A 26,282-nucleotide genomic window follows, 5' to 3' on the forward strand; every position below is an offset into this window, starting at 1 on the left:
TCGAGCAGGAGGCCCGCTAAATGGCACGGCGTTACGACACCAATGACGCGACCGACCGCGCGACCGGTCTGCGCGAAGCCGCGTCCGCCGTCCGCCGCGGCGAGCTCGTCGTGCTGCCCACCGACACCGTCTACGGGATCGGGGCCGACGCGTTCACCGCCGAGGCGGTCGGCGACCTCCTGGAGGCCAAGGGCCGCGGCCGCAACATGCCGAGCCCCGTCCTGATCGGCTCCCCGAACACGCTGCACGGCCTCGTCACGGACTTCTCCGAGATGGCCTGGGAGCTGGTCGACGCGTTCTGGCCGGGCGCCCTGACGATCGTCGCCAAGCACCAGCCGTCCCTCCAGTGGGACCTGGGCGAGACGCGCGGCACCGTAGCCGTCCGTATGCCGCTGCACCCGGTGGCCATCGAGCTCCTCACGGAGGTCGGCCCGATGGCGGTGTCCTCCGCCAACCTGACAGGGCACCGCGCCCCCGAGGACTGCGACGCCGCCCAGGAGATGCTCGGCGACTCCGTCTCCGTCTACCTCGACGGCGGCCCCACCCCGGGCATCGTCCCCTCCTCGATCGTCGACGTCACCGGCAAGGTCCCGGTGCTGCTGCGGGCCGGCGCGCTCACCGCCGACGAGCTGCGCAAGGTCGTACCCGACCTCGAGGTGGCGAATTGACAGCCCCTGAGACGGGGCGTGGCATAGGCACCGACTACGGAGCGCCGCTCGCGCTTCCCGGCGACTCCTTCCGCATCCTCCACGTCAGCACCGGCAACGTGTGCCGCTCCCCGATCACCGAGCGGCTGACCCGGCACGCCCTCGCGGACCGCCTCGGCGACCCGCTGGCCGGCGGCCTCATCGTGGAGAGCGCCGGCACCTGGGGCCACGAAGGCGCCCCGATGGAGGCCAACGCCGAACAGGTCCTGGCCGACTTCGGCGCGGACGCCTCCGGCTTCGTCGGCCGCGAACTCCTCGACGACCACGTCATAAGAGCCGACCTCGTCCTCACGGCGACCCGTGACCACCGCGCCCAGGTCATCTCCATGGGCCACAGCGCGGGCCTGCGCACCTTCACGCTGAAGGAGTTCACCCGCCTCGTCCGGGCCATAGACCCGGCCACCCTCCCCGACCCGCTCGACACCAAGGCGGGCGGCGTCGTCGAACGCGCCCGCTCCCTGGTCCGCGCGGCGGCGGCCCTGCGCGGCTGGCTCCTCGCCCCCAGCGTCGAGGCGGACGAGGTGTACGACCCGTACGGCGCGCCACTGCCGTTCTTCCGGTCGGTGGGCGGGGAGATCAGCGAGGCGCTTGACCCGGTGGTGGCGGCGCTGACAGGCAAACCGAGCACGGCTCACCGCTAGCCCCTGCCCGGCTTAATCAAGCCCCGTCGGCCCAATCAAGCCCCTCCGGCCCAATCCAGCCCCTCCGGCGATTGAGGAGCGGGGTCCGGGGCGGAGCCCCGTGGGACTGAGCCCAGGCGCCCCGAGCCCCCAAATCCAGCCCCTCCGGCGATTGAGGAGCGGGGTCCGGGGCGGAGCCCCGTGACGGTGCGCCCAGGCGCCCCGAGCCCTCCGGACCTACATTGGGAAGCACCCCTCCCATACGCAGGCCCGGAGCCGACGATGCCGGTCACAACTGATCCCGCACCCCTGGCGGAGCTAACGCGTCAGGACCCCGAACTAGCCGAAGTGATCGCGGCCGAAGCGACCCGCCAGGCAGACTCCCTCCAGCTGATCGCCGCCGAGAACTTCGTCTCCCCCGCGGTCCTCGAAGCGCTGGGCTCCCCCCTGGCCAACAAGTACGCGGAGGGCTACCCCGGCGCCCGCCACCACGGCGGCTGCGAACTCGTCGACGTCGCCGAACGCCTCGCGATCGAACGCGCGAAGGCTCTGTTCGGCGCCGAGCACGCCAACGTGCAGGCACATTCCGGCTCCTCCGCCGTCCTCGCCGCGTACGCGGTCCTGCTGCGCCCGGGCGACACCGTCCTCGCCATGGGCCTCCCGTCCGGCGGCCACCTCACACACGGCTCACCGGCCAACTTCTCGGGCCGCTGGTTCGACTTCGTGCCGTACGGGGTCGACCCCGAGAGCGGCCTCATCGACTACGACCGGGTCCACCACACGGCCCGCGCCCACCGCCCCAAGGCCATCGTGTGCGGCTCGATCTCCTATCCACGGCACATCGACTACGCGGCCTTCCGCGCCATCGCCGACGACGTGGGCGCGAGCCTCGTCGCCGACGCCGCGCACCCCATCGGGCTCGTCGCCGGGGGAGCGGCCCCGAACCCGGTCCCGTACGCCGACATCGTCTGCGCGACCACGCACAAGGTGCTGCGGGGCCCGCGCGGCGGCATGCTGCTGTGCCGCGCCGACCTCGCGGACCGGGTGGACCGGGCCGTCTTCCCGTTCACGCAGAGCGGCGCGCAGATGCACACGATCGCCGCGAAGGCCGTCGCGTTCGGCGAGGCGGCGACGCCGGCCTTCACCGCGTACGCGCATCAGGTCGTCGCCAACGCGAAGGCGCTGGCCGGGGCGCTGGCGGCGCAGGGCTTCACCGTGACCACCGGGGGCACGGACACCCACCTCGTGACGCTGGACGCGGCACCGCTGGGCGTACTGGGCCAGACGGCCCGCGGCCGACTGGCCTCCGCCGGGATGGTCCTCGACACCTGCGCCCTGCCGCACGGGGACGGCCGCGGGCTGCGCCTGGGCACGGCGGCGCTGACCACGCAGGGGATGGGGGAGGCGGAGACGGCACGGATCGCGGTGCTTCTCGCGGGCGTCGTGAGCGGCGACCTCGACCCGGGCGCGGTGCGGCGCGAGATCCGTGAACTGACGGCGGTCTTCCCCCCGTACCCGCGCCGATGACGGCCGGGCCGGAGACGGAAACCGTCCGTGACCGGCCACCGTGGCGTCACCGCTCGGTCACTCGTGCAACCATCTTCGCTACCCGGAAGTCCCCACCACCAACCACGCGAGACTAGGGTGTGGGGCTGAGATGGCCAGCGATACCTGTGGGGAAGCCCGTGCGTGAATACCTGCTGACGCTCTGCATCACGGCCGCGGTGACCTATCTGCTCACAGGCCCGGTGCGGAAGTTCGCGATCGTGGCCGGCGCGATGCCGGAGATCCGGGCACGAGACGTGCACCGGGAGCCCACGCCGCGGCTCGGCGGTATCGCCATGTTCTTCGGCCTGTGCGCGGGTCTTCTGGTCGCCGACCACCTGACCAACCTGGACAAGGTCTTCGACTCGTCCAACGAGCCGCGGGCCCTGCTCTCCGGCGCCGCGCTGATCTGGCTGATCGGCGTCCTGGACGACAAGTTCGAGATCGACGCGCTGATCAAGCTCGGCGGCCAGATGATCGCCGCCGGCGTCATGGTCATGCAGGGCCTGACGATCTTGTGGCTGCCGATCCCGGGCGTCGGCACGGTCGGCCTGACGCAGTGGCAGGGCACGCTCCTGACGGTCGCCCTGGTGGTGATCACCATCAACGCGGTGAACTTCGTCGACGGCCTCGACGGGCTCGCGGCGGGCATGGTCTGCATCGCGGCGACGGCGTTCTTCCTCTACGCCTACCGCATCTGGTATGGCTACGGAATCGAGGCCGCCGCCCCCGCCACGCTCTTCGCGGCGATCCTGATCGGCATGTGCCTCGGCTTCCTGCCGCACAACATGCACCCTGCGCGCATCTTCATGGGCGACTCGGGCTCGATGCTCATCGGCCTCGTCCTGGCCGCGGGCGCCATCTCCATGACGGGCCAGATCGACCCGGACGCCCTGAAGCTGAACCTCGGCGGCTCCACGCGTGACACCACGCACGCGATGCTCCCGGTCTTCATCCCGCTGGTCATGCCGCTGACGATCATCGCGATCCCGTTCGCGGACCTCGTCCTCGCGATCGTGCGCCGCACCTGGAACGGGCAGTCGCCGTTCGCCGCCGACCGCGGCCACCTCCACCACCGCCTGTTGGAGATCGGCCACTCCCACAGCCGCGCGGTCCTGATCATGTACTTCTGGTCGGCGCTCATCGCCTTCGGCGCGGTCGCCTACTCCGTCCACTCCGCATCCGGAATGTGGGTCGTCCTGACCATCGTCGCCCTGAGCTTCGTCGGCCTGATCCTCCTCCTCCTGCCGCGCTTCACCCCGCGCGTGCCGCGCTGGGCCCAGCGGGTGGTACCGCCGCGCTACCGGCGCCGTACGGCCGTGAGCGGGGCCCCTGAGTCGTCCGAGTCGTCCGAGGCGTCTGGCGCGCCAGCCGACGATCAGGACCGCGCCCCGGTCCCCGCAGGCGTCAACGGGGCGACGGCGATCAGTGCGCGATCGCGCTTCACGGACCGCAGTAAGGACAAGAGCTTCAGTTGAGGGCGAGCCAGGGTCCAGCCGTCGCTCTGTGAGAAAAACCGGGTGCCCTGCGTGATCTTCCTGTGTTAGGAATGTTCACGTCATAGGGGGAACGCGCCACTCCTGACCAGGGTGGCGCCCTCCTCACTCATTCATGAGCAGAGGATGATCCATGCGTAAGTTTGCTGTGCTCGGCGTTGCTGTCGTGGCGTTCAGCGGTTCGCTGGGGGTGATGGGGACCGCGGCCGTGGCCGCTCCCCAGGCGCAGACCGTCACTGCCGGGGCCGTCAGCGCCCAGGGTGCCGTCCCCAGCTGCGTCAAGGTCAAGAAGACCCGTCAGGACGAGGGCTACAAGACCTTCAAGGTGACCAACAAGTGCGCCGGCACGAAGAAGCTCAAGGGCATCTTCAAGTACGGCTACGACTCGTCCTGCACGGCCGTGAAGAAGGACAAGACGGCCCTGCTCTCGTCCACGCAGCCCTGGGCCGACTGGGACAAGGTCGTGACCTGCTGAGCGCGTTCGGCGTGAAGGTCGACTGAACGGCAAGGCTGACGCCCCCGGGTTCCGCACGGACCCCGGGGGCGTCAACGTGGGGCTGCCGGGCGGGGGTTCAGTTGGCGACTGTCGATGATCGTTCAGACGGCAGGCGTCCGATTTCGGCGCTCAAAACCGTCCAATACAGGATGAGTCAGCGTTACGGGCGCACAGACGCGCAGGATCCCTCTCACGTGTGACGGTTGGCACACGTCCTAGGTAAAGACCGCATCAAATAGTTTGTGATACCGTTCACGAAACCCGGGGATAGAGCCGAAAGACCGCAGTGCGACGGTCCCTTGGCCCGAATCTCTCTCTCGGCCCCGGACTACGCTCGTCCATGACGACACCCTGCCCCCATCAATAAGCGGAGCTGCCGCCATGCCGTCCAACGACGCACGGACCCTTCTGAAAACCGCCGTACCCACGGCTGCCGTCGGCGTGATCACCATCGTGGTCAGCGCCGTGGTCGCGGGCGGCAAGGGGGCCCTCGGCGCGCTCGTCGGAACGCTGGTGGCGATCGTCTTCATGGGGCTCGGACTCTTCGTCCTCGAGCGCACCGCCAAATCTCTTCCGCACCTGTTCCAGATGATGGGCCTGATGCTCTACGCGGCCCAGTTGCTGCTGATGGTCGTCTTCATGGCCCTCTTCAAGGACACGACGCTGTTCAACCCGAGGGCTTTCGCGATCGCCCTCGTCGTCTCGACCCTCGCGTGGATCGGCGCACAGACGCGCGCCCACATGAAGGCCAAGATCCTTTACGTCGAGCCCGACTCCCAGAAGGGCGAGAAGCCCGAGAAGACGGGGCCGAAGTCGTGAAGCGTAGGGGCGGGATAAGTGGGGGTGCACGACCCTGCTATCGTCCGGTGCCAACTGCGGCATCGCGGGCGCGGGCAACTGAGCTGACGCCTGCTGTAGCGCGAGGCTCGATGCCTGACCGCCGCCCCCACATCCGAACCACCAGTCCCGTGCCGAACCGCGGCTGCGCGCCGCGCCGACACAACGAGGTTGCCGTACCTATGCGCCACGCTGAAGGAGCCCGCGGTGAGTGCTGACCCGACGCAGGTGCTCGCCTTCGAGACCGACTGCCACCTTTTTGATGGGTGTGGCTTCCCGGCTCCCGGCCTGCACTCGTTCCTGTTCGAGCCCCTCTGGGGCGACGCGGACAGCAACGTGTACTTCAACAAGACGATGCTGCTGGCGCTGCTCGGCTCGATCATCATCGTCGGCTTCTTCTGGGCCGCTTTCGCCAAGCCGAAGCTCGTGCCCGGCAAGCTGCAGATGGTTGCCGAGGCCGGTTACGACTTCATCCGGCGCGGTGTCGTCTACGAGACGATGGGCAAGCGCGAGGGCGACAAGTATGTGCCGCTCATCGTCTCGCTGTTCTTCTTCGTCTGGATGATGAATCTCTGGTCGATCGTTCCGGTCGCCCAGTTCCCGGTGACATCGATCATCTCCTACCCGGCGGTGCTGGCCGCAATCGTGTACATCACGTGGGTCAGCCTGACGTTCAAGCGGCACGGCTTCGTCGGCGCGTTCAAGAACTTCACTGGTTTCGACAAGACGCTCGGCCCGGTCGCGTACCTCGCCGCGTTCATCGAGCTGTTCTCGAACCTGCTGGTCCGTCCGTTCACGCACGCCGTCCGACTGTTCGCGAACATGTTCGCCGGTCACACCCTGCTGCTGCTCTTCACGATCGCCAGCTGGTACATGCTGAACGGCATCGGGATCGCCTACGCCGGCGTCTCGTTCGTCATGGTCATCGTGATGACCGCCTTCGAGCTCTTCATCCAGGCCGTGCAGGCATACGTCTTCGTCCTGCTGACGGCCACTTACCTCCAGGGCGCGCTCGCCGAGCACCACTGAGCACGCTCTTCACCCCTGTCGTCCGGTGGCCAACCCCCACCGGTCCGTAAAGAGAAGGAAGAACTGGCATGTCCCAGACCCTCGCTGCTGTCACCGGTGACCTCGGCTCCGTCGGTTATGGTCTCGCCGCCATCGGCCCCGGCGTCGGCGTCGGCATCATCTTCGGTAACGGCACCCAGGCCCTGGCCCGTCAGCCCGAGGCTGCCGGCCTGATCCGCGCCAACCAGATCCTCGGCTTCGCCTTCTGTGAGGCGCTCGCCCTCATCGGTCTGGTCATGCCGTTCGTCTACTAGGACGAACCCGGACGACCAGCCCGATTAGACGAAAGGCACTGATGTGAACCCCCTGGTTCAGCTCGCGGCGGAAGAGGCGGAAAACCCGCTCGTCCCGCCGATCCCTGAGCTTGTCATCGGCCTGATCGCCTTCGTCATCGTCTTCGGCTTCCTCGCCAAGAAGCTCCTCCCGAACATCAACAAGGTTCTGGAAGAGCGCCGCGAGGCCATCGAAGGCGGTATCGAGAAGGCCGAGGCCGCTCAGACCGAAGCCCAGAGCGTGCTCGAGCAGTACAAGGCTCAGCTCGCCGAGGCCCGGCACGAGGCCGCGCGACTGCGCCAGGAGGCGCAGGAGCAGGGCGCCACGCTCATCGCCGAGATGCGCGCGGAAGGCCAGCGGCAGCGTGAGGAGATCATCGCCGCCGGTCACGCGCAGATCGAGGCCGACCGCAAGGCCGCCGCTCAGGCGCTGCGCCAGGACGTCGGCCAGCTGGCCACCGACCTGGCCGGCAAGCTCGTCGGCGAGTCCCTCGAGGACCACGCCCGGCAGTCGCGCACGATCGACCGCTTCCTCGACGGGCTCGACGACGCCGCGACGAAGGCAGAGGCTGCTCGATGACCGTGCACGGAGCGAGCCGCGAGGCCCTCGTCGCCGCGCGTGAGCGCCTGGACGCGCTGACCGACTCCACGTCGGTCGACGTCTCGGTGCTCGCCGGCGACCTGGCCGCGGTCACCGCGCTGCTCGACCGCGAGGTGTCGCTGCGCCGGGTCCTCACCGACCCGTCGCAGGCCGGCGACGCCAAGGCCGAGCTTGCGGGCCGTCTGCTCGGCGGTCAGGTCAGCGGCGAGGCCGTCGACCTGGTGGCCGGCCTGGTCCGCTCCCGGTGGTCGTCCTCGCGTGACCTGGTCGACTCCCTCGAGGAGCTGGCGAACACCGCGGACCTGACCGCGGCGCAGAAGAGCGGTGACCTCGACGACGTCGAGGACGAGCTGTTCCGGTTCGAACGGATCGTCGGCTCCAACACCGCGCTCCGCTCCGCGCTCACCGACCGCACCGCGTCTGTCGCCGCCCGCGGCGCACTCGTCAAGGAGCTGCTCGGCGGCCGGGCCAGGCCCGCCACCGAGCGTCTCGTCGAGCGTCTTGTGACCGTGCCCCGGGGACGTAGCCTGGAAGCGGGACTCGAGTCCCTCTCCAAGCTCGCCGCCGAGCGCCGGGAGCGCATGGTGGCCGTCGTCACCACGGCGGTCCCGCTGAGCGACCAGCAGAAGCAGCGCCTGGGCCAGTCCCTGGCGAAGCTCTACGGCCGCCAGATGCACCTGAACCTGGACGTGGACCCCACGGTCCTCGGCGGGATCAAGGTGCAGGTGGGCGACGAGGTCATCAACGGCTCCATCGCGGACCGCATCGAGGAGGCCAGCCGCCGTATGGCCGGCTGACCTTCCTCACCACGTACTACCTACGGCCCTAGTTGGGCCGTGCAGAGGATTCCTGGGGGCTGACCCCAGACCCCCCAAGAACACTTCGGGCCCAACAAGGAGAGCAGGGAACCCAGATGGCGGAGCTCACGATCCGGCCGGAGGAGATCCGGGACGCGCTGGAGAACTTTGTCCAGGCGTACAAGCCGGACGCGGCCTCGCGCGAGGAGGTCGGTACGGTCACCGTGGCCGGCGACGGCATTGCCAAGGTGGAGGGTCTCCCCTCGGCCATGGCCAACGAGCTGCTGAAGTTCGAGGACGGCACCCTGGGTCTCGCCCTCAACCTCGAGGAGCGCGAGATCGGCGCTGTCGTCCTCGGCGAGTTCAGCGGCATCGAGGAGGGCCAGCCGGTGCACCGCACCGGCGAGGTGCTCTCCGTCGCCGTCGGCGAGGGCTACCTGGGTCGCGTCGTCGACCCGCTCGGCAACCCGATCGACGGCCTCGGCGACATCGAGACGTCCGGCCGCCGCGCCCTCGAGCTGCAGGCCCCCACGGTCATGCAGCGCAAGTCGGTGCACGAGCCGATGGAGACCGGCTACAAGGCCGTCGACGCGATGACCCCGATCGGCCGTGGCCAGCGTCAGCTGGTCATCGGTGACCGCCAGACCGGCAAGACCGCCCTGGCCGTCGACACGATCATCAACCAGCGTGACAACTGGCGCACCGGCGACCCGAAGAAGCAGGTCCGCTGCGTCTACGTCGCCATCGGTCAGAAGGGCTCCACCATCGCCTCCGTGCGCGGTGCCCTCGAAGAGGCCGGCGCGCTCGAGTACACGACCATCGTCGCCGCCCCGGCGTCCGACCCGGCCGGCTTCAAGTACCTGGCGCCGTACACCGGTTCGGCCATCGGCCAGCAGTGGATGTACGAGGGCAAGCACGTCCTCATCATCTTCGACGACCTCTCGAAGCAGGCCGACGCCTACCGCGCCGTGTCCCTGCTGCTCCGCCGCCCGCCGGGGCGCGAGGCCTACCCCGGTGACGTCTTCTACCTGCACTCCCGTCTCCTTGAGCGCTGCGCGAAGCTCTCGGACGACCTGGGCGCCGGTTCGATGACGGGTCTGCCGATCGTCGAGACGAAGGCCAACGACGTCTCCGCGTTCATCCCGACCAACGTCATCTCCATCACCGACGGCCAGTGCTTCCTGGAGTCGGACCTGTTCAACGCCGGTCAGCGGCCGGCCCTGAACGTCGGTATCTCGGTCTCCCGCGTCGGTGGCTCCGCTCAGCACAAGGCCATGCGCCAGGTGTCGGGCCGTCTCCGTCTCGACCTCGCCCAGTACCGCGAGCTGGAGGCGTTCGCCGCCTTCGGTTCCGACCTGGACGCCGCGTCGAAGTCCCAGCTGGAGCGCGGTCAGCGCCTGGTCGAGCTGCTGAAGCAGGCTCAGTACCAGCCGATGGCCACCGAGGACCAGGTCGTCTCCATCTGGGCCGGCACCAACGGCAAGATGGACGAGGTCCCGGTCGGCGACATCCGCCGCTTCGAGAGCGAGCTCCACGAGTACCTGCACCGCAAGGAGCAGGGCCTCATGACCTCCATCAAGGAGGGCGCCAAGATGTCGGACGACACGATCCAGGCCATCGACGACGCGATCGCGGAGTTCAAGAAGCAGTTCGAGACCTCGGACGGGAAGCTTCTCGGCGAGGACGCTCCGGCCGCCGCCGGCAAGTGACGACGGAAGGGACCTGACTCATGGGAGCCCAGCTCCGGGTCTACAAGCGTCGCATCCGATCCGTCACAGCGACCAAGAAGATCACCAAGGCGATGGAGATGATCGCCGCCTCGCGCGTCGTCAAGGCGCAGCGCAAGGTGGTGGCCTCCACGCCGTACGCGACCGAGCTCACGCGCGCGGTCACGGCGGTCGGCACTGGTTCGAACACCAAGCACCCGCTGACGACGGAGGCGGAGACGCCGAGCCGCGCCGCGGTCCTGCTCCTCACGAGCGACCGCGGTCTGGCCGGCGCCTTCAACTCCAACGCGATCAAGGCCGCGGAGCAGCTGACGGAGCGGCTCCGGGCCGAGGGCAAGGAGGTCGACACGTACATCGTCGGCCGCCGCGGTCTGGCCCACTACAACTTCCGCGAGCGCAAGGTCGCGGAGTCGTGGTCGGGCTTCACCGACGAGCCCACGTACGCGGACGCCAAGACGGTGGCGGGCCCGCTGATCGAGGCCATCGAGAAGGACACGGCCGAGGGCGGCGTGGATGAACTCCACATCGTCTACACCGAGTTCGTCTCGATGATGACGCAGACGGCGGTCGACAGCCGCCTGCTGCCGCTCAGCCTCGAGGAGGTGGCGCAGGAGAACGCGTCGAAGGGCGACGAGATCCTCCCGCTGTACGACTTCGAGCCGTCGGCGGAGGACGTCCTCGACGCCCTCCTGCCGCGCTACGTCGAGAGCCGTATCTACAACGCGATGCTTCAGTCGGCTGCCTCCAAGCACGCCGCCACGCGGCGCGCGATGAAGTCGGCGACCGACAACGCGGGAGACCTGATCAACACGCTCTCCCGACTTGCCAACGCGGCCCGCCAGGCCGAAATCACCCAGGAAATCAGCGAGATCGTCGGTGGCGCCAGCGCACTGGCCGACGCGAACGCGGGGAGTGACAAGTAATGACGACCACTGTTGAGACCGCGACGGCCACGGGCCGCGTCGCCCGGGTCATCGGCCCGGTCGTCGACGTGGAGTTCCCCGTCGACGCGATGCCGGACATCTACAACGCGCTTCACGTCGAGGTGGCCGACCCGGCCAAGGACGGCGAGAAGAAGACCCTGACGCTCGAGGTCGCCCAGCACCTCGGTGACGGCCTGGTCCGCGCCATCTCGATGCAGCCCACCGACGGCCTGGTCCGCCAGGCCACGGTGACGGACACCGGTGCCTCCATCACGGTGCCCGTCGGCGACTTCACCAAGGGCAAGGTGTTCAACACCCTCGGCGAGGTCCTGAACGTCGACGAGCAGTACACCGGTGAGCGCTGGGGCATCCACCGCAAGGCGCCGAACTTCGACGAGCTCGAGTCGAAGACCGAGATGTTCGAGACCGGCGTCAAGGTCATCGACCTTCTCACCCCGTACGTCAAGGGTGGAAAGATCGGCCTGTTCGGTGGTGCCGGCGTCGGCAAGACGGTGCTCATCCAGGAGATGATCTACCGCGTCGCCAACAACCACGACGGTGTCTCCGTGTTCGCCGGTGTCGGTGAGCGCACCCGTGAGGGCAACGACCTCATCGAGGAGATGGCCGACTCGGGCGTCATCGACAAGACCGCGCTGGTCTTCGGTCAGATGGACGAGCCGCCGGGCACCCGTCTGCGCGTGGCCCTCGCGGGTCTGACCATGGCGGAGTACTTCCGCGATGTGCAGAAGCAGGACGTGCTGTTCTTCATCGACAACATCTTCCGCTTCACGCAGGCCGGTTCCGAGGTCTCCACGCTGCTCGGCCGCATGCCGTCCGCCGTGGGTTACCAGCCGAACCTGGCCGACGAGATGGGTCTCCTCCAGGAGCGCATCACGTCGACCCGTGGCCACTCGATCACGTCCATGCAGGCCATCTACGTGCCCGCGGACGACCTGACCGACCCGGCCCCGGCCACCACGTTCGCCCACCTCGACGCGACGACGGTGCTCTCCCGTCCGATCTCGGAGAAGGGCATCTACCCGGCCGTGGACCCGCTGGACTCCACGTCCCGCATCCTGGACCCGCGGTACATCGCGGCGGACCACTACAACACCGCCATGCGTGTCAAGACGGTGCTGCAGAAGTACAAGGACCTCCAGGACATCATCGCGATCCTCGGTATCGACGAGCTGGGCGAGGAGGACAAGCTCACTGTCCACCGCGCCCGTCGCGTGGAGCGCTTCCTGTCCCAGAACACCCACGTCGCCAAGCAGTTCACCGGCGTCGACGGGTCGGACGTCCCGCTGGAGGAGTCGATCGCGGCCTTCAACGCGATCATCGACGGTGAGTACGACCACTTCCCGGAGCAGGCGTTCTTCCTCTGCGGTGGCATCGAGGACCTCAAGGCCAACGCCAAGAACCTCGGCGTCTCCTGACCCCGAGCACGCAGGAGGGCCGGGTCCGTTCCCGGCCCTCCCGCAATGCCCACTAGACTTTGACCCAACACCCGGCAGCAACGCCGGGTGGTGACCCGAGGAGCCCACCTTGGCTGCTGAGCTGCACGTCGAGCTCGTCGCCGCGGACCGCAGTGTCTGGTCCGGCGAGGCCACCCTGGTCGTCGCGCGTACCACGTCCGGCGACATCGGCGTCATGCCCGGTCACCAGCCGCTGCTCGGTGTGCTGGAGTCGGGCCCGGTGACCATCCGTACGAGCGAGGGCGGAACGGTCGTGGCGGCTGTCCACGGCGGTTTCCTCTCGTTCGCGGACAACAAGCTGTCGCTGCTGGCCGAGATCGCCGAGCTGTCGGACGAGATCGATGTCCAGCGTGCGGAGCGGGAGCTCGAGCGCGCGAAGGCGGAGGGTGATGCCTCCGCCGAGCGTCGCGCGGACGTCCGACTGCGTGCGGTGGCGGCGCGCTGATCCCAGCGCACCCGTAGACGCGACTCAGCCGCGGCCCGGACCGGAGATACGCTCTCCGGACCGGGTCGCGGCTGAGGGCATCTACACCTGTTTTTGCTGTTCCGTTATCTGGCGTTTGGATCTGTCGAGAAGCGAGGAGGTCGGTGCAGATGGTCCTCGTTCTCGTGCTGTGCGTAGTCGCGGTCGTCGTACTCGTACTGCTGGGGCTCTTTGTCTTCGGACTGCGGCGCCGGCTGATCCAGCGCTCGGGCGGCACGTTCGACTGCTCCCTGCGATGGGACGCGCCCGGTCCTGATGCCGAGGACACCTCCGGCAAGGGCTGGGGGTACGGCATCGCCCGCTACAACGGTGACCGGATCGAGTGGTTCCGCGTCTTCTCGTACGCGCCCCGGCCCAAGCGGATCCTCGAGCGCGCGGCCATCGAGGTCACCGGGCGTCGCGCCCCGGAGGGCGAGGAGGAGCTGGCGCTCCTCTCGGACGCGATCGTTCTCGCCTGTACGCACCGGGGAACCCGGCTCGAACTGGCGATGAGCGAGGACGCGCTGACCGGTTTCCTGGCATGGCTGGAAGCAGCACCGCCCGGCCAGCGGGTGAACGTGGCGTAGACGTGGCGCAGCCACTTCTCGACATGGAAGAAGCCGGGCTGGTGGGGGGCGTTCCCACCAGCCCGGCTTCAGTCTTTGTGAACCCCGGCGGAACTACTTCAGGCCGGAGTCGATCGCGCTGACCAGTTCACCGTTGGACGTGTCACCGGAGAACTCCCAGAAGAACGCGCCGCCCAGACCCTGCGTCTTGGCCCAGCTCATCTTCGAGTTGATCGTCGCGGGCGTGTCGTACGACCACCAGTCGGAGCCGCAGTGCGCGTACGCCGTACCGGCGATCGTGCCGTTCGACGGGCACTTGGTCTTGAGGACCTTGTAGTCCTCGATGCCCTGCTCGTACGTGCCCGCCGCCGGACCGGTCGCGGTGCCGCCCGGCTCCTTCTGCGTGACGCCGGTCCAGCCGCGCCCGTAGAAGCCGATGCCGAGCAGCAGCTTGGACGCGGGGGTGCCCTGCGCCTTCAGCTTGGCGATGGCGTCCGCGGAGGTGAAGCCCTGCTGCGGGATGCCCGAGTACGAGGTCAGCGGGGAGTGCGGGGCCGTCGGACCCTTGGCCTCCCAGGCGCCGAAGAAGTCGTAGGTCATGACGTTGTACCAGTCGAGGGACTGGGCCGCGCCCGCGTAGTCGGTCTTCTCGATCTTGCCGCCGGCCGAGCCGTCGGCGGTGATCGCGGCGGTGACCAGGTTCTTCGTGCCGAACTTGGCGCGCAGGGCCGAGGTGAGCCCCTTCAGCGCGGCGGGCCCGGAGGTGTCACAGGTCAGGCCGCAGGCGTTCGGGTACTCCCAGTCGATGTCGATGCCGTCGAAGACGTCGGCCCAGCGCGGGTCCTCGACGAGGTTGTAGCAGGACTCGGCGAACGCGGCCGGGTTCTTCGCCGCCTCACCGAAGCCGCCGGACCAGGTCCAGCCGCCGAAGGACCACAGGATCTTGAGGTTCGGGTGCTTGGCCTTCAGCTGGCGGAGCTGGTTGAAGGCGCCGCGCAGCGGCTGGTCCCAGGTGTCGGCCTGGCCGGAGACGGAGTTGGCCGCGGTGTAGGCCATGTCCGTGTCGGCGTAGGCGTCGCCCATGGTGCACTTGCCGCCCTGGACGTTGCCGAAGGCGTAGTTGATGTGCGTGACCTTCGCGGCCGAGCCGGAGGTCTCCAGGTTCTTCGGGTAGTACTGGCGGCCGTAGACGCCCCAGTCGGTGAAGTACCCGAGCTTGACCTTGTCACCGGTGCCGGGGTTGCCCGGGTCGGTGCCGCCGCCAGTGGTGTGGACCTTCACGGAGCCGGAGACCGGGCCCGTCTGGTCGGCGGTGTCGCGCGCCTGGACCGTGTACGAGTAGTCGGTTCCCGCGGTGAGGCCGCTGTCGGTGTAGGTGGTGCCGGTCACCGTGGCGACCTTGGCGCCGTCGCGCAGGACGTCGTAGTTCTTGACGCCCTTGTCGTCGGTCGCGGCCGACCAGGAGAGCTTGGCCGAGGTGTCGGTGATGGAGGAGGCGGTCGGGGTGCCGGGCGCGGAGGGTGCCGCGTCGCCGGGCACGTCGCCGCCGTCACAGGAGCCGCCGTTGAGCTTGCACCCGGTGGGGGCGCCGCTCCCGGAGCCGTTGAAGCCGAAGGAGACGGAGGCGCCCGGGGCGAGGGTGCCGTTCCAGGAGAGGTTCTTGGCCGTCCAGTGGTTGGCGGAGTTGGTGACGGTGGCGTCCCACGCCGAGGTCACCTTCGTGCCGGACGGGTAGTCCCACTCCACGGTCCACGAGCTGATGCTCGCGGTGCCGGAGTTCTTGATGGTCCACTTGCCCTCGAAGCCGCTGCCCCAGTCCTGGGTCTTGGCGAACGTGGCGGTGACCGCGCTCGCCTCGGCGGCGGCCTGGGACGGGGTGGCCAGTGCGACCAGCGCCGCCGCGGGCAGCAGCAGGGTGGTCAGGGCCGCGGTGGTGCGGTGCCGAAGTCTTCGTCGGGGTACGTCACTTGAGCGCATTACTGGCTCCTCGGGTGTTCCTGGGTTCGCTATGACGGGGGACGGAACCCTGCGACGCCCGTGAGCACCGGAAGTGGGGGGTGTGCTCACCGCAGTGCGGCGAGAATAGAAAGGTCTGGACCAGCGGTCAAGGTCTAAACCAATTACAGCTTTCGGCCAACCTGCTGAGCAGCACGTAAACCTCTACAGACCCAACTCCTGCGCGAGCACCGCCGCTTGCACCCGGCTGCGTAGCCCCAGCTTTCCCAGCAGGCGGCTGACGTGCGTCTTCACGGTGGCCTCCGCCATGTCGAGACGGGCCGCGATCTCCGCGTTGGAGAGCCCTTCGCCGAGCCGCCCGAGTACCTCGCGCTCGCGCCGCGTCAGCGTCTCCAGCTCCGGGGGAGCGGCGGGCGGCTCGGCGCGCGCGGTGCCCACAGCGAACTCCGTGATGAGGCGGCGGGTCACGGCCGGCGCGATCAGCCCTTCGCCGCGCGCCACGGTCCGCACGCCCTCGATCAGGTCCTTCGCGTCGGTGTTCTTCAGCAGGAACCCGGCCGCGCCCGCGCGCAGCGCGCCGAAGACGTACTCGTCGTGGTCGAACGTGGTCAGGACGAGGACGTCCGCGAGCCCCTCGCCGACCACCGCGCGCGTGGCCGAGACACCGTCGAGGCGCGGCATCTGCACGTCCATGAGCACCAGGTCGGGGCGGAGTTCGCGGGCCCTGCCCACGGCCTCCTCGCCGTCCGCCGCCTCGCCGACGACCTCGATGTCGGGGGCGCTGTTCAGGATGAGGACGAGCCCGGCGCGTACGGCCGTCTGGTCCTCGGCGACGAGTACTCGGATCACGCGGACTCTCCTCCGTGGGCGGGGTTCTCCAGCGGCAGCACGGCCCTCACCCGCCAGACTTCGCCCCCGTCGGGGCTTCCCTCCGGGCCCGCCTCGAAGGCGCCGCCGAGCAGTGCCGTGCGTTCGCGCATGCCCACGAGCCCTGCGCCGGAACCGGGTGCGCGCGGCCCGTCCCGGTCCCCGTACGGGCTGCTCACGCACACCTCGACCCGCTCGTCGCCCCGGCGTTCGACGACGGCCGTGACCTGGCCCGTCGAGGCGTGCTTGAGCGCGTTGGTGAGGGACTCCTGGACGATGCGGTAGGCGGCGAGCTCGACGGGGGCGGGCAGTCCTCCGGTCGAGCCGGTCAGGGTGAGGGCGACGTCGAGCCCGTTCGTACGGGCCTGCTCGACCAGGGCGCCGAGTCCGTCCAGGGTGGGCGCGGCGGCGGGTTCGGTGTCGCCGCTGGAGTCCCGCAGGATGCCGATGAGGCGGCGCATCTCGGCCAGTCCGTCGACGCTGTTCTCGCGGATCGTCTCCAGGGCGGTGCGGGTGGTGGCGGGCTCGTCGATGGAGAGCGCGGCCGTGGAGTGGATGGCGATGGCCGAGAGGTGGTTCGCCACCATGTCGTGCAGCTCGCGGGCCATCCGCGCGCGCTCCGCCACGACCGCCTGCGCCCGGTCCATCTCGGCGAGCAGCGCGGTCTGCTCGGCGCGCAGCCGCTCCTCGGCGGCGCGGTCGCGGTGGTTGCGGACGAGTACGCCGGTGGCGGCGGGCCCGAACGCGACGAGGCCGGTCGCCACGCCCACCAGGACCGCCTCCGGCTCGCGCCACCAGGCCAGGAAGCCGAGCGTGGCGGCCACGGTGACCAGGCCGGTGGAGACGGGCAGGCGGCGGGCCATGGTCGGGGTGCCGTAGAGCGCCGCCGCGTACATCAGGTCCGTGAACATGAGGACCGTCGCCAGGCTGCCCTGGGTGAACTGGTCCGCGACCAGGACGAGCGTGCCCGCGACGACGGCGAACCGCGGCCGGATCCGGCGCAGCAGCTCGAGAGCGGACATCAGGACGAGCGGGATCAGCAGCCACGAGCCGTGCAGCAGCCGCCCCGCGTTCATCCCGAGCCCGATGCCCCACAGCGCGAGACCGCCGAGCAGCCCCACCACGGCGATACGGACGTCGTCGCGGTGCGGGCGGGGCTGCGGCAGGTGCATGACCTCTATCCAACACGTACGGCGCGCGGCCGGCATGGGGCGCCGGGACGAAGCGGAGCGGCCTCTCGCTACATCGAAGGATGCAGTCGCAGTTCGTCACTGGCGACGACGATCACGGGCCGGGGCGCGGCGAGCCTTGAAGGAGGACGAGAGGAGTTCGCCGTGATCGTCACGCTGATCATCATCTGCGAGGCCGGCTTCTGGGTGCTGCTGGCCGCCGGTCTCGCGCTGCGCTACTGGGCGAGGATGCCGCGCACGAGCGTCGCCGTGCTGTTGTGCGAGCCGCTCCTCGAGGTGCTCCTGCTCGTCGTCACGGCCATCGACCTGAGGAACGGCGCCGAGCCCGACTGGAAGCACGGCCTCGCCGCCGTCTACATCGGCTACTCCATCGCCCTCGGCCATTACACGGTCAAGTGGGTCGACGTCCGCGTCGCCCACCGCTTCGCGGGCGGCCCGCCCCCGTCGGCCCCGAAGTACGGCACGGCCCGCGCCCTGCACGAGTGGCGCGTCGCCGCCCTGTGGACGCTGGCCGCGCTGATCGCGATGGGTCTGCTGCAGGGCGCGATCTGGTACGTGGGCGAGGACGGCTCGACCAGTTCCCTCGAAGCCTGGCAGCAGAAGATGCTGTTTGTGATCGCCATCAACGTGATCATCGCGGTGAGCTACACGGTGTTCCCGAAGAAGGCGCCGGCGGGCACGGCCTAACGCTCACCGCCCGGCACCCACAGCACGTCGCCGACCTCCTTGTTCGCGATCCTCGCCAGGATGAACAGGAGGTCGGAGAGGCGGTTGAGGTAAGTGGCCGTCAGGGGGTTCATGGTCTCGCCGTGGGCTTCGAACGCCGCCCACGTGGAGCGCTCGGCGCGGCGCACCACCGTGCACGCCTGGTGGAGGAGGGCCGCGCCGGGCGTGCCGCCGGGCAGGATGAAGGAGCGGAGCTTCTCCAGTTCGGCGTTGAAGCGGTCGCAGTCCGCCTCCAGCTTGTCGATGTAGAACTGCTCGACGCGCAGGGGCGGGTACTCGGGGTTCTCGACGACCGGAGTCGACAGGTCGGCGCCGACGTCGAAGAGGTCGTTCTGGACGCGGGTGAGGACCTTGACGACCTCCTCGTCGAGGCCGCCGAGTGCGATGGCGGTGCCGAGCACGGCGTTGGCCTCGTTGGCGTCCGCGTACGCCGAGATCCGCGGATCGGTCTTGGCGGTGCGGCTCATGTCGCCGAGGGCGGTGGTGCCCTTGTCTCCGGTACGGGTGTAGATGCGCGTCAGATTGACCATCCGGCCAGCGTAATCAGCTCCCGGACCGGCAGAAGGCGCGTGTGCCGACTGTCACCGAGAGCGCGGCGAAGGCGAGCGCGGCCACGGTCCCGTACAGCATGTGCGCCGTCGCGTAGTGGCCGACGTACGCGTCCCGCACCGCGTCCACCAGGTAGCGCACCGGCATGACGTGCGAGAGGGCGTTCAGCCAGCCGGGCGCGAGCGCCATCGGCAGCATCAGCCCGGACAGGAGCATTGAGGGCATCGTCACCGCGTTGACGACCGGCCCGAACTCCTGCGGCTTGGTGACCTTCGCGGCGAGCGCGTACGAGAGCGACGCGAGCGAGACAGTCAGGAGCGCCGTGAAGCCGAAGCCGATCAGGATGCCGGCGAGCGGCGCCCGCAGGCCCATCGCGAACGCGGCGAGCACGAGCAGCACCGCCTGGGCCAGGAAGAGCAGCGTGTCCCGCAGGACCCGGCCGAGCAGCAGCGCGAGCCTGCTGACCGGGGTCACGCGCATCCGCTCCACGATGCCGGAGTTCTTCTCCAGGATGACCGCGAACCCGCAGAACGCGGCGCCGAACAGGCCGAGCTGGAGCAGCAGTCCGGGCACGAGGACCTGCCACGAGTCGGCGTCCCGGCTGAGCGGCAGACCGGTCAGGAGCGGCCCGAAGAACAACAGGTAGAGCAGCGGCATGAGGACGCCGAAGAGCATCTGGAAGCGGGAGGAGAGGGTCTGCCGGGCGTACCGCCCGAAGATCAGGAACGTGTCCGAAGCCAGGGTGTTCATCGCGCTCACACCGCCACCGGGGTCGTGTCCGCGGGCGCGGGGCCGCGCCCGGTGATCGCCAGGAACGTGTCCTGGAGCGTCGCGTCGATCGAGCCGCCGTACGTGAGCTTCAGCGCGCTCGGCGTGCCCTCGGCGGCGACCACGCCCTTGTCGACGACGACGATCCGGTCGGCGAGCGCGTCCGCCTCGTCGAGGTAGTGCGTGGTGAGGAAGACGGTCGTGCCGTGCTCGGCGCGCAGCCGGCGCACCAGGTCCCACAGGTCGGCGCGGCTGCCCGGGTCGAGCCCGGTCGTCGGCTCGTCGAGGAAGAGCACCAGGGGGCGGTGCGTGAGGCCCATCGCGATGTCGAGGCGGCGCCGCTGGCCGCCGGAGAGCGCGGCGGTCCTGCGGTCCATCAGAGCGGTGAGGCCGAGGTCCGCCGCCAATTCGTCCGCGCGCCGCCGCGCCTGATCCTTCGTCAGCCGGTACAGGCGGCCCTGGGTGACCAGCTCCTCCCGTACGGAGATGGTCGGGTCGACGCCGCCGGACTGGGCCACGTAACCGACCGCGCGCCGCACACCGGCCGGGTCGGTCGCCAGGTCGCAGCCCGCGACGGTCGCCGCGCCCCCGGTCGGCGCGAGCAGGGTCGTGAGCATCCGCAGGGTGGTGGTCTTGCCCGCGCCGTTCGGGCCGAGGAAGCCGAGGATCTCGCCGGGAGCGACGCGCAGGTCGATCCCGCGGACGGCCTCCACCGGGCCGCGCTTGGTCTGGAAGGTCCGGGCGAGGCCGGACGCGCTGATGACTGCCATGCGTCCCAGAAAAACAGAGTCACTGAAATTTTGCAATGTCCCCAAAATTTCAGAGGGCCCAGCCAATCGCTACGATCGACGGCATGGCAGAGGGGCTCAGAGAGCGGAAGAAGCGGCAGACCAGGCAGTACATCTCCGACGTCGCCACCGGGCTCTTCGTGGAGCGCGGCTTCGACGCGGTGACCGTCGCGGAGATCGCGGCCGCTGCGGACGTCTCCGTGAACACCGTCTACAACTACTTCCCGGCCAAGGAGGACCTGTTCCTCGACCGCTCCAAGGGCGTCGTCGACCGGATGTCCCGCTGGGTGCGCGGCCGCGCACCGGGTGAGTCGGCGGCCGCCGCCGTCCTGCGCGAGCTGCGCGAGGAGATCGAGGCCGTCTCGCCGCGCGTCGGGCTCATGGACGGCTACAGCGCCTTCATGCGCGTCGTGCACGCCGCCCCCGCCCTGCGCTCCCGCCTGTGGGCCATCCAGCAGGAGGTCCACGACAACCTGGCCGCGACGCTGCGCGAGGAGACCGGCGCGGGCGACGACGATCCGCTGCCCGACCTGATCGCCGGTCAGATCGGCTGGGTGCACTCGACCGTCATGGCGGCCATCGGCCGGCGCATGCTCGACGGGTCCACCCCCGCCGCCGCCTCGCGGGAGATGCTGGACGTCATGGACGACATCGAGGAACTCCTGAGCGAGAAGGTGCTCAACTACGCCGTCCGCGACGCCTGATGGCGCCGGGCGCCCCGCACCGGTGTGATGTCCGTCATTCGAGACGTGACGCGCATCTCTAAGCGGTCACACGGCCCCTCACGGACGCTAGGGTCCGCAAAAGAGCAACGTGAGAAGTGGTCGCGCGGTTCGTGACAACGTGGTTAGGGGAAGCGCACGTGGCAGGGAAGCTCGCCGTCATCGGAGCCGGTCTCATGGGGTCCGGCATCGCTCAGGTCTCCGCCCAGGCGGGCTGGGACGTCGTCCTGCGCGACGTCACCGACGAAGCCCTGACCCGCGGCACCGACGCCATCAAGGCGTCGTACGACAAGTTCGTCGGCAAGGGCAAGCTCGCCGCCGACGACGCCGAGCAGGCGCTCGCCCGCATCACCACGACCACCGACCTGGACGCCGCCGCCGACGTCGACATCGTCGTCGAGGCCGTCTTCGAGAAGCTGGAGGTCAAGCACGAGATCTTCCGTACGCTCGACAAGATCGTGCGCCCGGACACCGTGCTCGCCTCGAACACCTCCGCCATCCCGATCACCAAGATCGCGGCGGTCACCGACCACCCCGAGCGCGTCGTCGGCGCGCACTTCTTCTCGCCGGTGCCGATGATGCAGCTCTGCGAACTCGTGCGGGGCCACAAGACCAGCGACGAAACCCTCGCCACCACACGGGAGTTCGCCGAGTCCGTCGGCAAGACCTGCATCGTCGTCAACCGCGACGTGGCCGGGTTCGTGACCACCCGTCTCATCTCGGCCCTCGTCGTCGAGGCCGCCAAGCTGTACGAGTCGGGCGTCGCCACCGCCGAGGACATCGACACCGCCTGCAAGCTCGGCTTCGGCCACGCCATGGGACCGCTGGCCACCGCCGACCTGACGGGCGTCGACATCCTGCTCCACGCCACCGGCAACATCTACACCGAGTCCCAGGACGAGAAGTTCGCGCCGCCCGAGCTGATGCGCCGGATGGTTGACGCCGGTGACATCGGACGCAAGAGCGGGCAGGGCTTCTACAAGCACGCCTGACGCGGCGCCTGACGCCATGTCACCCGTCGGGGTGAATTCGGTATCGGTTCGCTTACAGACGGCAACTTTCGGCTCACCGAGCCCGTCAGTTGCTGTGACATACCCAGATCACCAGGATCACCAGGATCACCGGATCCACCCGGACCACCTGTTCACCTGAGTACCGGGCCACATGACCACCTGAGTACCGGAGTACTTCCGCCACACACGGGGAGCGCATATGCACATCAGGGGCGACCACGCCGAGCTGGTCGTCGGGGGCCGCCTCGACGTCCGCAGCGCGGCGGACGCCCGTACGGTCCTGCACACCGCCGTCGACGACGGCCTCGGCGACCTCGTGCTCGACCTGTCCGAACTGGACTCCTGGGACGCGACCGGGCTCGGCGTCATCATGGGCGCCCACCGCCGCGCCGGGCGCTGCGGCCGCCGGCTCGTGCTGCGCGGCGTGCCGCCCCAGATGCAGCGCCTCCTCGTCGCCACCCGGCTGCACCGGATCCTGGCCATCGAGGGCGGCATCGGCGTCGAATCGCTGCCCCGGGTGTGACCCGGGGCCGTCCCGGTGTGTGACCCTGGGATGAATACGCCGTTCCTGTGGGCAGCGCCCACAATCCTCACGAGACTGTGACGTCTCGGACGGGGCGGGACCCCGAGTGTTCGTAGATACTGTGCGAAGGTCTAGGGTTCGGTCGCCCGCGTCATGACGAACCCGCCACGCGGGACCGGACCAGAAGCGACAGCGCAGTGTGCACAGGCCGGGAGGGCAGAAGGCGCACCACGCTTTTGGGGGGCTTTGACCATGGACCCGAACAACCTCGGACCGGACAATTTCGGCCAGGACCAGCGCGACGACACGCCCGCAGGCGGCAGGCGCCCGCCGCGCGACCAGTTCACGCCCGACTTCGGCCAGCCGTCGCCCGCGCTCGCCCGCACCGTGCAGCTCGTCTCCGGCGAGTACCTCCTGACCGTCAACCCCGTCGACGGCAGCGAGATCGAGATCTGCCCGCCGCCCAGGCGCCCCGCGCGGCCCGTCAAGTACGACGCCACGGAGCGCGCCGAACTCGTGCGCGCCACCCGCCCGCCGCTGCCGCCGGGCCCCGCGCTGCCCCGCCTCCCGCTCCTGGAGCGCCAGGAGGAGCGCGAGCGTCTCGTGCGCCTCCTCGCGCGCGGGCGCTCCGTACGGCTCACCGGTCCCTCGGGCGCCGGACGCACCGCGCTGCTCGACCAGGTCGCCGAGGACTGCGCCGACATCGCGCCCGACGGCGTCGTCCGTCTCTCCGGCCACCGCCGCACCGCGACCGACCTCCTGCACGACCTCTTCGCCGCCGTGTACAACGCGCAGCTGCACCGCCCCGACCGCGCCCTCCTGCTCGAACTGGTCCACGAGATCGGCGCCGTCGTCGTCCTCGACGACCTCGAGTTCGGCGGCGCCGCGCTCGACGAACTCCTCGAAGCGACGCCCGAGTGCGCCTTCCTCCTCTCGACGACGCCCGACGTCGCCGCGCCCGCCGCCGACTCCCTCGTCGAAGAGGTGTTCCTCGGCGGACTCAGCCGCGGCGCCGGCCTGGAGCTCCTGGAGCGCGCCGTCGGCCGCGTCCTCACCGACGACGAGGCGCAGTGGGCCGGCGACCTCTGGTTCGAGTCCGAGGGCCTGCCCCTGCGGTTCGCGCAGGCCGGAGCCCTGCTGCGCCAGCGCGACCTGCTCCGCGCCGACCCCGACGGCTTCGACGCCTTCGGCCTGGGCGAGGACACCGACGCCGACCCGGCCGACCCGCCCCTCCTCGACACCTCCTACGCCATCGAGGACGGCCCCGACGTCCCGCTGCCCTCGCTCGCCGACGGAGCCGCGCCCGCCGCCCTGCTCGCCTCCCGGATGAGCGCGTCGGCCCGCGCCACCCTGCGGTTCGCCGTCGCGCTCGGCGGCGAGGTCCCGCACCAGGCGCATCTGCCCGCGCTCGTCGGCGACACCCACGCCGACGCGGCGCTCGCCGAACTCGTCTCCTGCGCCCTCGTCACCTCCGTCGGCGGCCGCTACCGCCTCGCGTCCGGGGTGCAGGTGCAGCTGGAGGCCGTCGGCTTCGGCGAGGAGACCTCCGAGTACGCGCACACCGCCGCCCGGCACTACGCCTGGTGGGCCGCGCACCCCTCCGTGGGCCCCGAGCGGGTCGCCGCCGAGGCCGACGCCGTGCTCGCCGCGCTCTCCGTCCTCGTACCGGGGACGACACCGCCCGGCGAGGACGAGGCCAGCCCCGCCGTGGAGCTGGCGCGCGCCGCCGCGCCCGCGTTCGCCGCCGGGTTCGCCTGGAGCTCCTGGGAGCGCGCGCTGCGCTCGGGCCAGGAGGCGTCCCGGCTCTCCGGCGAGGTGCCCGAAGAGGCCTACTTCCACCACGAGCTGGGCATCCTCGCCCTCCTCGGCGGCAACCTCGACCGGGCCCGCGCCGAACTCGAGGCATCCATCGGCCTGCGCGGCGCCCTCGCCGACAAGCGGGGCACCATCGCGGGCCGCCGCGCCCTCGCGCTCGTCGCGGACCGCTCCGGCGGCGTCCTGCCCGGCGGGCGCACCGCCGCGGGCGAGGAGGTGCCGGAGGCGATGTACGAGGAGTCGGCGTCGCCGCCCGGCGGCGTCCCGGCCGCGTACCCGTTCCCGGTGCCGGTCCCCGAGCCGGTCACGGTCGCCACCCGCAAGGTGCCGCCCGTGCCCGCGCCCGTACCCGCCCCGACGGTCGTCGGCGGCAAGGCTCCCACCCGTAGGTCCATCGTCGGCGGTACCCGGCGCAACCTCGTCGCCGCCGGGGCCGGCGCGCTCCTCGTGGCGGTCCTCGGCACGGTCGTCACGCTCGGCGCCACATCCGGCAACGAGGACTCGCCGTCCGACAAGGTCGGTACGAACCCGTCGGCGACGGCGGGGGAGAACAGCGGCGACCTCGGCGCGGACGAAGCCCCTCGTGGGGGCGGCACCACCAGCGGCCCGGCTTCGTCGACCCCGAGCGACCCGGGCGCGGACGGCATCCCGGGCACGGCGGACGACCCCGGACCCACGACGTCGGCGACCCGGAACGCGCCGTCGAGCAGCCCGACTGCTTCGGCCACGCCGGACGACCCGGAGACGTCGCCCAGCAAGCCGCCGAGCAAGTCCCCCAGCAAGTCGCCGAGCAAGACGCCGCCGCCGAGCAGCCCCGACCCGACGACCAGCGAGCCGGACCCGGACCCGTCGACCAGCGAGCCGGACCCCGGACCGACCACCACGCCGCCGGAGCCGCCGGGGACGACCACCAACTCGGCGCCCCTCACGTCGAGCGCGGCCGGATCCAGCGCCCCGTAAGGGGCGCGGGGAGCTGCGCGAGCGGCCACCGAAAAGCCGCAGCCGCGTCTGCTCGGTACATGAGCAGACGCGACTGCGGCTTCGTATGTCAGAACAAGCGGAGCTTGTCGTCCTCGATGCCCCGCATGGCGTTGTAGTCCAGCACGGTGCAGCCGATACCCCGGTCGGTCGCGAGGACCCGGGCCTGCGGCTTGATCTCCTGGGCGGCAAAGACCCCCCGCACCGGCGCCAGATGCGGATCACGGTTCAACAGCTCGAGATAGCGCGTGAGTTGCTCGACGCCGTCGATCTCCCCGCGCCGCTTGATCTCGACCGCCACGGTCTGCCCCTCTCCGTCCCGGCACAGGATGTCGACGGGCCCGATCGCGGTCATGTACTCGCGGCGGATCAGCGTGTAGCCCTCGCCGAGCGTCTCGATACGGTCGGCGAGCAGCTCCTGGAGGTGCGCTTCCACGCCGTCCTTGATGAGGCCCGGGTCGACGCCGAGTTCGTGGGAGGAGTCGTGCAGGATCTCCTCCATCGTGATGATGAGTTTCTCGCCCGCTTTGTTGATGACGGTCCAGGTGCCCGCCTCGTCCCCGGTCCCCTCCTTCAGGGTGCACGGGGGCGACATCCAGTTGAGGGGCTTGTAGGCCCGGTCGTCCGCGTGGATGGAGACGCTGCCGTCGGCCTTCACGAGGATGAGGCGCGGGGCGAGAGGGAGATGGGCGGTGAGCCTGCCCGCGTAATCCACGGAGCAGCGGGCGATGACAAGACGCATGGTCGGCAACGCTACTCGACGCCGCCCCGTCCACGCGATTCGCCCGCCTCAT

27 protein-coding genes are annotated in these 26,282 nt (G+C 70.0%); 20 read left to right on the forward strand and 7 right to left on the reverse strand.

What is annotated here, in order from left to right; genetic code table 11:
- Window positions 1-20: 20 nt before the first annotated feature.
- The 15 genes from ACH4RC_RS12830 (at window position 21) to ACH4RC_RS12900 (ending at window position 13,614) form a co-directional block, all read left to right on the forward strand.
- Complete coding sequence (locus ACH4RC_RS12830; RefSeq protein WP_398198979.1) at window positions 21-668, forward strand: L-threonylcarbamoyladenylate synthase; 648 nt, start codon at window positions 21-23, stop codon at window positions 666-668.
- Window positions 665-1,348 carry a protein-tyrosine-phosphatase gene (locus ACH4RC_RS12835; RefSeq protein ID WP_398198982.1) on the forward strand — a complete coding sequence of 228 codons (684 nt, stop codon included), beginning with the start codon at window positions 665-667 and terminating at the stop codon, window positions 1,346-1,348. The genes ACH4RC_RS12830 and ACH4RC_RS12835 overlap by 4 nt, the downstream gene beginning before the upstream one ends.
- 261 nt (window positions 1,349-1,609) lie before the next feature.
- Entirely contained in the window at window positions 1,610-2,854 is a 1,245-nt protein-coding gene (glyA, locus tag ACH4RC_RS12840) for a serine hydroxymethyltransferase (RefSeq protein ID WP_398198985.1), read from the forward strand.
- A gap of 158 nt (window positions 2,855-3,012) precedes the next feature.
- On the forward strand, window positions 3,013-4,350 hold the full coding sequence (locus ACH4RC_RS12845) for an MraY family glycosyltransferase (RefSeq protein ID WP_398198987.1): 1,338 nt from the start codon (window positions 3,013-3,015) through the stop codon (window positions 4,348-4,350).
- A 151-nt stretch (window positions 4,351-4,501) separates the two neighbouring features.
- Window positions 4,502-4,843: a hypothetical protein gene (locus ACH4RC_RS12850; protein WP_398198989.1), complete on the forward strand. Its 342-nt coding sequence runs from the start codon at window positions 4,502-4,504 to the stop codon at window positions 4,841-4,843.
- A 402-nt stretch (window positions 4,844-5,245) separates the two neighbouring features.
- Window positions 5,246-5,683: a hypothetical protein gene (locus ACH4RC_RS12855; RefSeq protein WP_398198992.1), complete on the forward strand. Its 438-nt coding sequence runs from the start codon at window positions 5,246-5,248 to the stop codon at window positions 5,681-5,683.
- Window positions 5,684-5,908: 225 nt separating this feature from the next.
- Window positions 5,909-6,730, forward strand: coding sequence for a F0F1 ATP synthase subunit A (atpB, locus tag ACH4RC_RS12860; protein ID WP_398198995.1), 822 nt, complete (start codon window positions 5,909-5,911; stop codon window positions 6,728-6,730).
- A 68-nt stretch (window positions 6,731-6,798) separates the two neighbouring features.
- Window positions 6,799-7,023 carry an ATP synthase F0 subunit C gene (atpE, locus tag ACH4RC_RS12865; RefSeq protein WP_018521144.1) on the forward strand — a complete coding sequence of 75 codons (225 nt, stop codon included), beginning with the start codon at window positions 6,799-6,801 and terminating at the stop codon, window positions 7,021-7,023.
- Between the two features lie 43 nt (window positions 7,024-7,066).
- Entirely contained in the window at window positions 7,067-7,621 is a 555-nt protein-coding gene (locus ACH4RC_RS12870; protein WP_398198998.1) for a F0F1 ATP synthase subunit B, read from the forward strand.
- A gap of 2 nt (window positions 7,622-7,623) precedes the next feature.
- On the forward strand, window positions 7,624-8,439 hold the full coding sequence (locus ACH4RC_RS12875; RefSeq protein WP_398199217.1) for a F0F1 ATP synthase subunit delta: 816 nt from the start codon (window positions 7,624-7,626) through the stop codon (window positions 8,437-8,439).
- A gap of 116 nt (window positions 8,440-8,555) precedes the next feature.
- Window positions 8,556-10,148 (forward strand): F0F1 ATP synthase subunit alpha, encoded by a 1,593-nt coding sequence (atpA, locus tag ACH4RC_RS12880; protein WP_398199001.1) that lies wholly within the window; start codon window positions 8,556-8,558, stop codon window positions 10,146-10,148.
- Between the two features lie 20 nt (window positions 10,149-10,168).
- Entirely contained in the window at window positions 10,169-11,089 is a 921-nt protein-coding gene (locus tag ACH4RC_RS12885) for a F0F1 ATP synthase subunit gamma (RefSeq protein WP_398199004.1), read from the forward strand.
- Entirely contained in the window at window positions 11,089-12,525 is a 1,437-nt protein-coding gene (gene atpD, locus ACH4RC_RS12890; protein WP_398199007.1) for a F0F1 ATP synthase subunit beta, read from the forward strand. The genes ACH4RC_RS12885 and atpD overlap by 1 nt, the downstream gene beginning before the upstream one ends.
- A gap of 109 nt (window positions 12,526-12,634) precedes the next feature.
- Window positions 12,635-13,009 carry a F0F1 ATP synthase subunit epsilon gene (locus ACH4RC_RS12895; RefSeq protein ID WP_398199010.1) on the forward strand — a complete coding sequence of 125 codons (375 nt, stop codon included), beginning with the start codon at window positions 12,635-12,637 and terminating at the stop codon, window positions 13,007-13,009.
- Between the two features lie 149 nt (window positions 13,010-13,158).
- Window positions 13,159-13,614, forward strand: a complete 456-nt coding sequence (locus ACH4RC_RS12900; protein WP_324766348.1) for a DUF2550 domain-containing protein — start codon at window positions 13,159-13,161, stop codon at window positions 13,612-13,614.
- Window positions 13,615-13,707: 93 nt separating this feature from the next.
- On the opposite strand, the gene ACH4RC_RS12905 is transcribed toward ACH4RC_RS12900, so the two are convergent.
- From ACH4RC_RS12905 to ACH4RC_RS12915, 3 genes are all read right to left on the reverse strand, one after another.
- Window positions 13,708-15,570, reverse strand: coding sequence for a glycosyl hydrolase family 18 protein (locus ACH4RC_RS12905; protein WP_398199013.1), 1,863 nt, complete (start codon window positions 15,568-15,570; stop codon window positions 13,708-13,710).
- A gap of 183 nt (window positions 15,571-15,753) precedes the next feature.
- Window positions 15,754-16,398: a response regulator gene (locus tag ACH4RC_RS12910; RefSeq protein ID WP_398199016.1), complete on the reverse strand. Its 645-nt coding sequence runs from the start codon at window positions 16,396-16,398 to the stop codon at window positions 15,754-15,756.
- Window positions 16,395-17,588 carry a sensor histidine kinase gene (locus ACH4RC_RS12915; protein ID WP_398199019.1) on the reverse strand — a complete coding sequence of 398 codons (1,194 nt, stop codon included), beginning with the start codon at window positions 17,586-17,588 and terminating at the stop codon, window positions 16,395-16,397. The genes ACH4RC_RS12910 and ACH4RC_RS12915 overlap by 4 nt, the downstream gene beginning before the upstream one ends.
- Window positions 17,589-17,750: 162 nt before the next feature.
- Here ACH4RC_RS12915 and ACH4RC_RS12920 point away from each other — a divergent pair, with 162 nt between their 5' ends.
- Window positions 17,751-18,293 (forward strand): hypothetical protein, encoded by a 543-nt coding sequence (locus ACH4RC_RS12920; protein ID WP_398199022.1) that lies wholly within the window; start codon window positions 17,751-17,753, stop codon window positions 18,291-18,293.
- Here ACH4RC_RS12920 and ACH4RC_RS12925 read toward each other — a convergent pair.
- Genes ACH4RC_RS12925 through ACH4RC_RS12935 form a run of 3 tightly spaced genes read right to left on the reverse strand, consistent with a single transcriptional unit; the run spans window position 18,290 to window position 20,419 of the window.
- On the reverse strand, window positions 18,290-18,862 hold the full coding sequence (locus ACH4RC_RS12925; RefSeq protein WP_398199023.1) for a cob(I)yrinic acid a,c-diamide adenosyltransferase: 573 nt from the start codon (window positions 18,860-18,862) through the stop codon (window positions 18,290-18,292). The two genes, ACH4RC_RS12920 and ACH4RC_RS12925, sit on opposite strands and share 4 nt — an antisense overlap.
- Window positions 18,863-18,875: 13 nt before the next feature.
- On the reverse strand, window positions 18,876-19,631 hold the full coding sequence (locus ACH4RC_RS12930; protein ID WP_398199025.1) for an ABC transporter permease: 756 nt from the start codon (window positions 19,629-19,631) through the stop codon (window positions 18,876-18,878).
- Between the two features lie 5 nt (window positions 19,632-19,636).
- Window positions 19,637-20,419, reverse strand: coding sequence for an ABC transporter ATP-binding protein (locus ACH4RC_RS12935; RefSeq protein WP_398199027.1), 783 nt, complete (start codon window positions 20,417-20,419; stop codon window positions 19,637-19,639).
- 83 nt (window positions 20,420-20,502) lie between these two features.
- Here ACH4RC_RS12935 and ACH4RC_RS12940 point away from each other — a divergent pair, with 83 nt between their 5' ends.
- The 4 genes from ACH4RC_RS12940 (at window position 20,503) to ACH4RC_RS12955 (ending at window position 25,470) form a co-directional block, all read left to right on the forward strand.
- Window positions 20,503-21,141: a TetR/AcrR family transcriptional regulator gene (locus ACH4RC_RS12940; protein ID WP_398199030.1), complete on the forward strand. Its 639-nt coding sequence runs from the start codon at window positions 20,503-20,505 to the stop codon at window positions 21,139-21,141.
- Between the two features lie 158 nt (window positions 21,142-21,299).
- Window positions 21,300-22,151, forward strand: a complete 852-nt coding sequence (locus ACH4RC_RS12945) for a 3-hydroxyacyl-CoA dehydrogenase family protein (protein ID WP_398199033.1) — start codon at window positions 21,300-21,302, stop codon at window positions 22,149-22,151.
- Between the two features lie 220 nt (window positions 22,152-22,371).
- A complete protein-coding gene (locus ACH4RC_RS12950; RefSeq protein WP_363195919.1) occupies window positions 22,372-22,695 on the forward strand; it encodes an STAS domain-containing protein in 324 nt (107 codons plus the stop codon).
- Between the two features lie 252 nt (window positions 22,696-22,947).
- Window positions 22,948-25,470 (forward strand): ATP-binding protein, encoded by a 2,523-nt coding sequence (locus ACH4RC_RS12955; protein WP_398199035.1) that lies wholly within the window; start codon window positions 22,948-22,950, stop codon window positions 25,468-25,470.
- Between the two features lie 88 nt (window positions 25,471-25,558).
- On the opposite strand, the gene nucS is transcribed toward ACH4RC_RS12955, so the two are convergent.
- Window positions 25,559-26,230 (reverse strand): endonuclease NucS, encoded by a 672-nt coding sequence (gene nucS, locus ACH4RC_RS12960; protein ID WP_398199037.1) that lies wholly within the window; start codon window positions 26,228-26,230, stop codon window positions 25,559-25,561.
- Window positions 26,231-26,282: the final 52 nt, after the last annotated feature.

The organism is Streptomyces sp. NPDC016845 (assembly GCF_044332585.1).
Taxonomy (GTDB): Bacteria; Actinomycetota; Actinomycetes; order Streptomycetales; family Streptomycetaceae; genus Streptomyces.

Coding starts and splice junctions, on each gene's coding strand:
- ACH4RC_RS12830 (WP_398198979.1), top strand. CDS start 21: ATGGCACGGCGTTACGACACCAATGACGCGACCGACCGCGCGACCGGT.
- glyA (WP_398198985.1), top strand. CDS start 1,610: ATGCCGGTCACAACTGATCCCGCACCCCTGGCGGAGCTAACGCGTCAG.
- ACH4RC_RS12850 (WP_398198989.1), top strand. CDS start 4,502: ATGCGTAAGTTTGCTGTGCTCGGCGTTGCTGTCGTGGCGTTCAGCGGT.
- ACH4RC_RS12855 (WP_398198992.1), top strand. CDS start 5,246: ATGCCGTCCAACGACGCACGGACCCTTCTGAAAACCGCCGTACCCACG.
- atpE (WP_018521144.1), top strand. CDS start 6,799: ATGTCCCAGACCCTCGCTGCTGTCACCGGTGACCTCGGCTCCGTCGGT.
- atpA (WP_398199001.1), top strand. CDS start 8,556: ATGGCGGAGCTCACGATCCGGCCGGAGGAGATCCGGGACGCGCTGGAG.
- ACH4RC_RS12885 (WP_398199004.1), top strand. CDS start 10,169: ATGGGAGCCCAGCTCCGGGTCTACAAGCGTCGCATCCGATCCGTCACA.
- atpD (WP_398199007.1), top strand. CDS start 11,089: ATGACGACCACTGTTGAGACCGCGACGGCCACGGGCCGCGTCGCCCGG.
- ACH4RC_RS12900 (WP_324766348.1), top strand. CDS start 13,159: ATGGTCCTCGTTCTCGTGCTGTGCGTAGTCGCGGTCGTCGTACTCGTA.
- ACH4RC_RS12905 (WP_398199013.1), bottom strand. CDS start 15,570: ATGCGCTCAAGTGACGTACCCCGACGAAGACTTCGGCACCGCACCACC.
- ACH4RC_RS12915 (WP_398199019.1), bottom strand. CDS start 17,588: ATGCACCTGCCGCAGCCCCGCCCGCACCGCGACGACGTCCGTATCGCC.
- ACH4RC_RS12925 (WP_398199023.1), bottom strand. CDS start 18,862: ATGGTCAATCTGACGCGCATCTACACCCGTACCGGAGACAAGGGCACC.
- ACH4RC_RS12930 (WP_398199025.1), bottom strand. CDS start 19,631: ATGAACACCCTGGCTTCGGACACGTTCCTGATCTTCGGGCGGTACGCC.
- ACH4RC_RS12935 (WP_398199027.1), bottom strand. CDS start 20,419: ATGGCAGTCATCAGCGCGTCCGGCCTCGCCCGGACCTTCCAGACCAAG.
- ACH4RC_RS12940 (WP_398199030.1), top strand. CDS start 20,503: ATGGCAGAGGGGCTCAGAGAGCGGAAGAAGCGGCAGACCAGGCAGTAC.
- ACH4RC_RS12950 (WP_363195919.1), top strand. CDS start 22,372: ATGCACATCAGGGGCGACCACGCCGAGCTGGTCGTCGGGGGCCGCCTC.
- ACH4RC_RS12955 (WP_398199035.1), top strand. CDS start 22,948: ATGGACCCGAACAACCTCGGACCGGACAATTTCGGCCAGGACCAGCGC.
- nucS (WP_398199037.1), bottom strand. CDS start 26,230: ATGCGTCTTGTCATCGCCCGCTGCTCCGTGGATTACGCGGGCAGGCTC.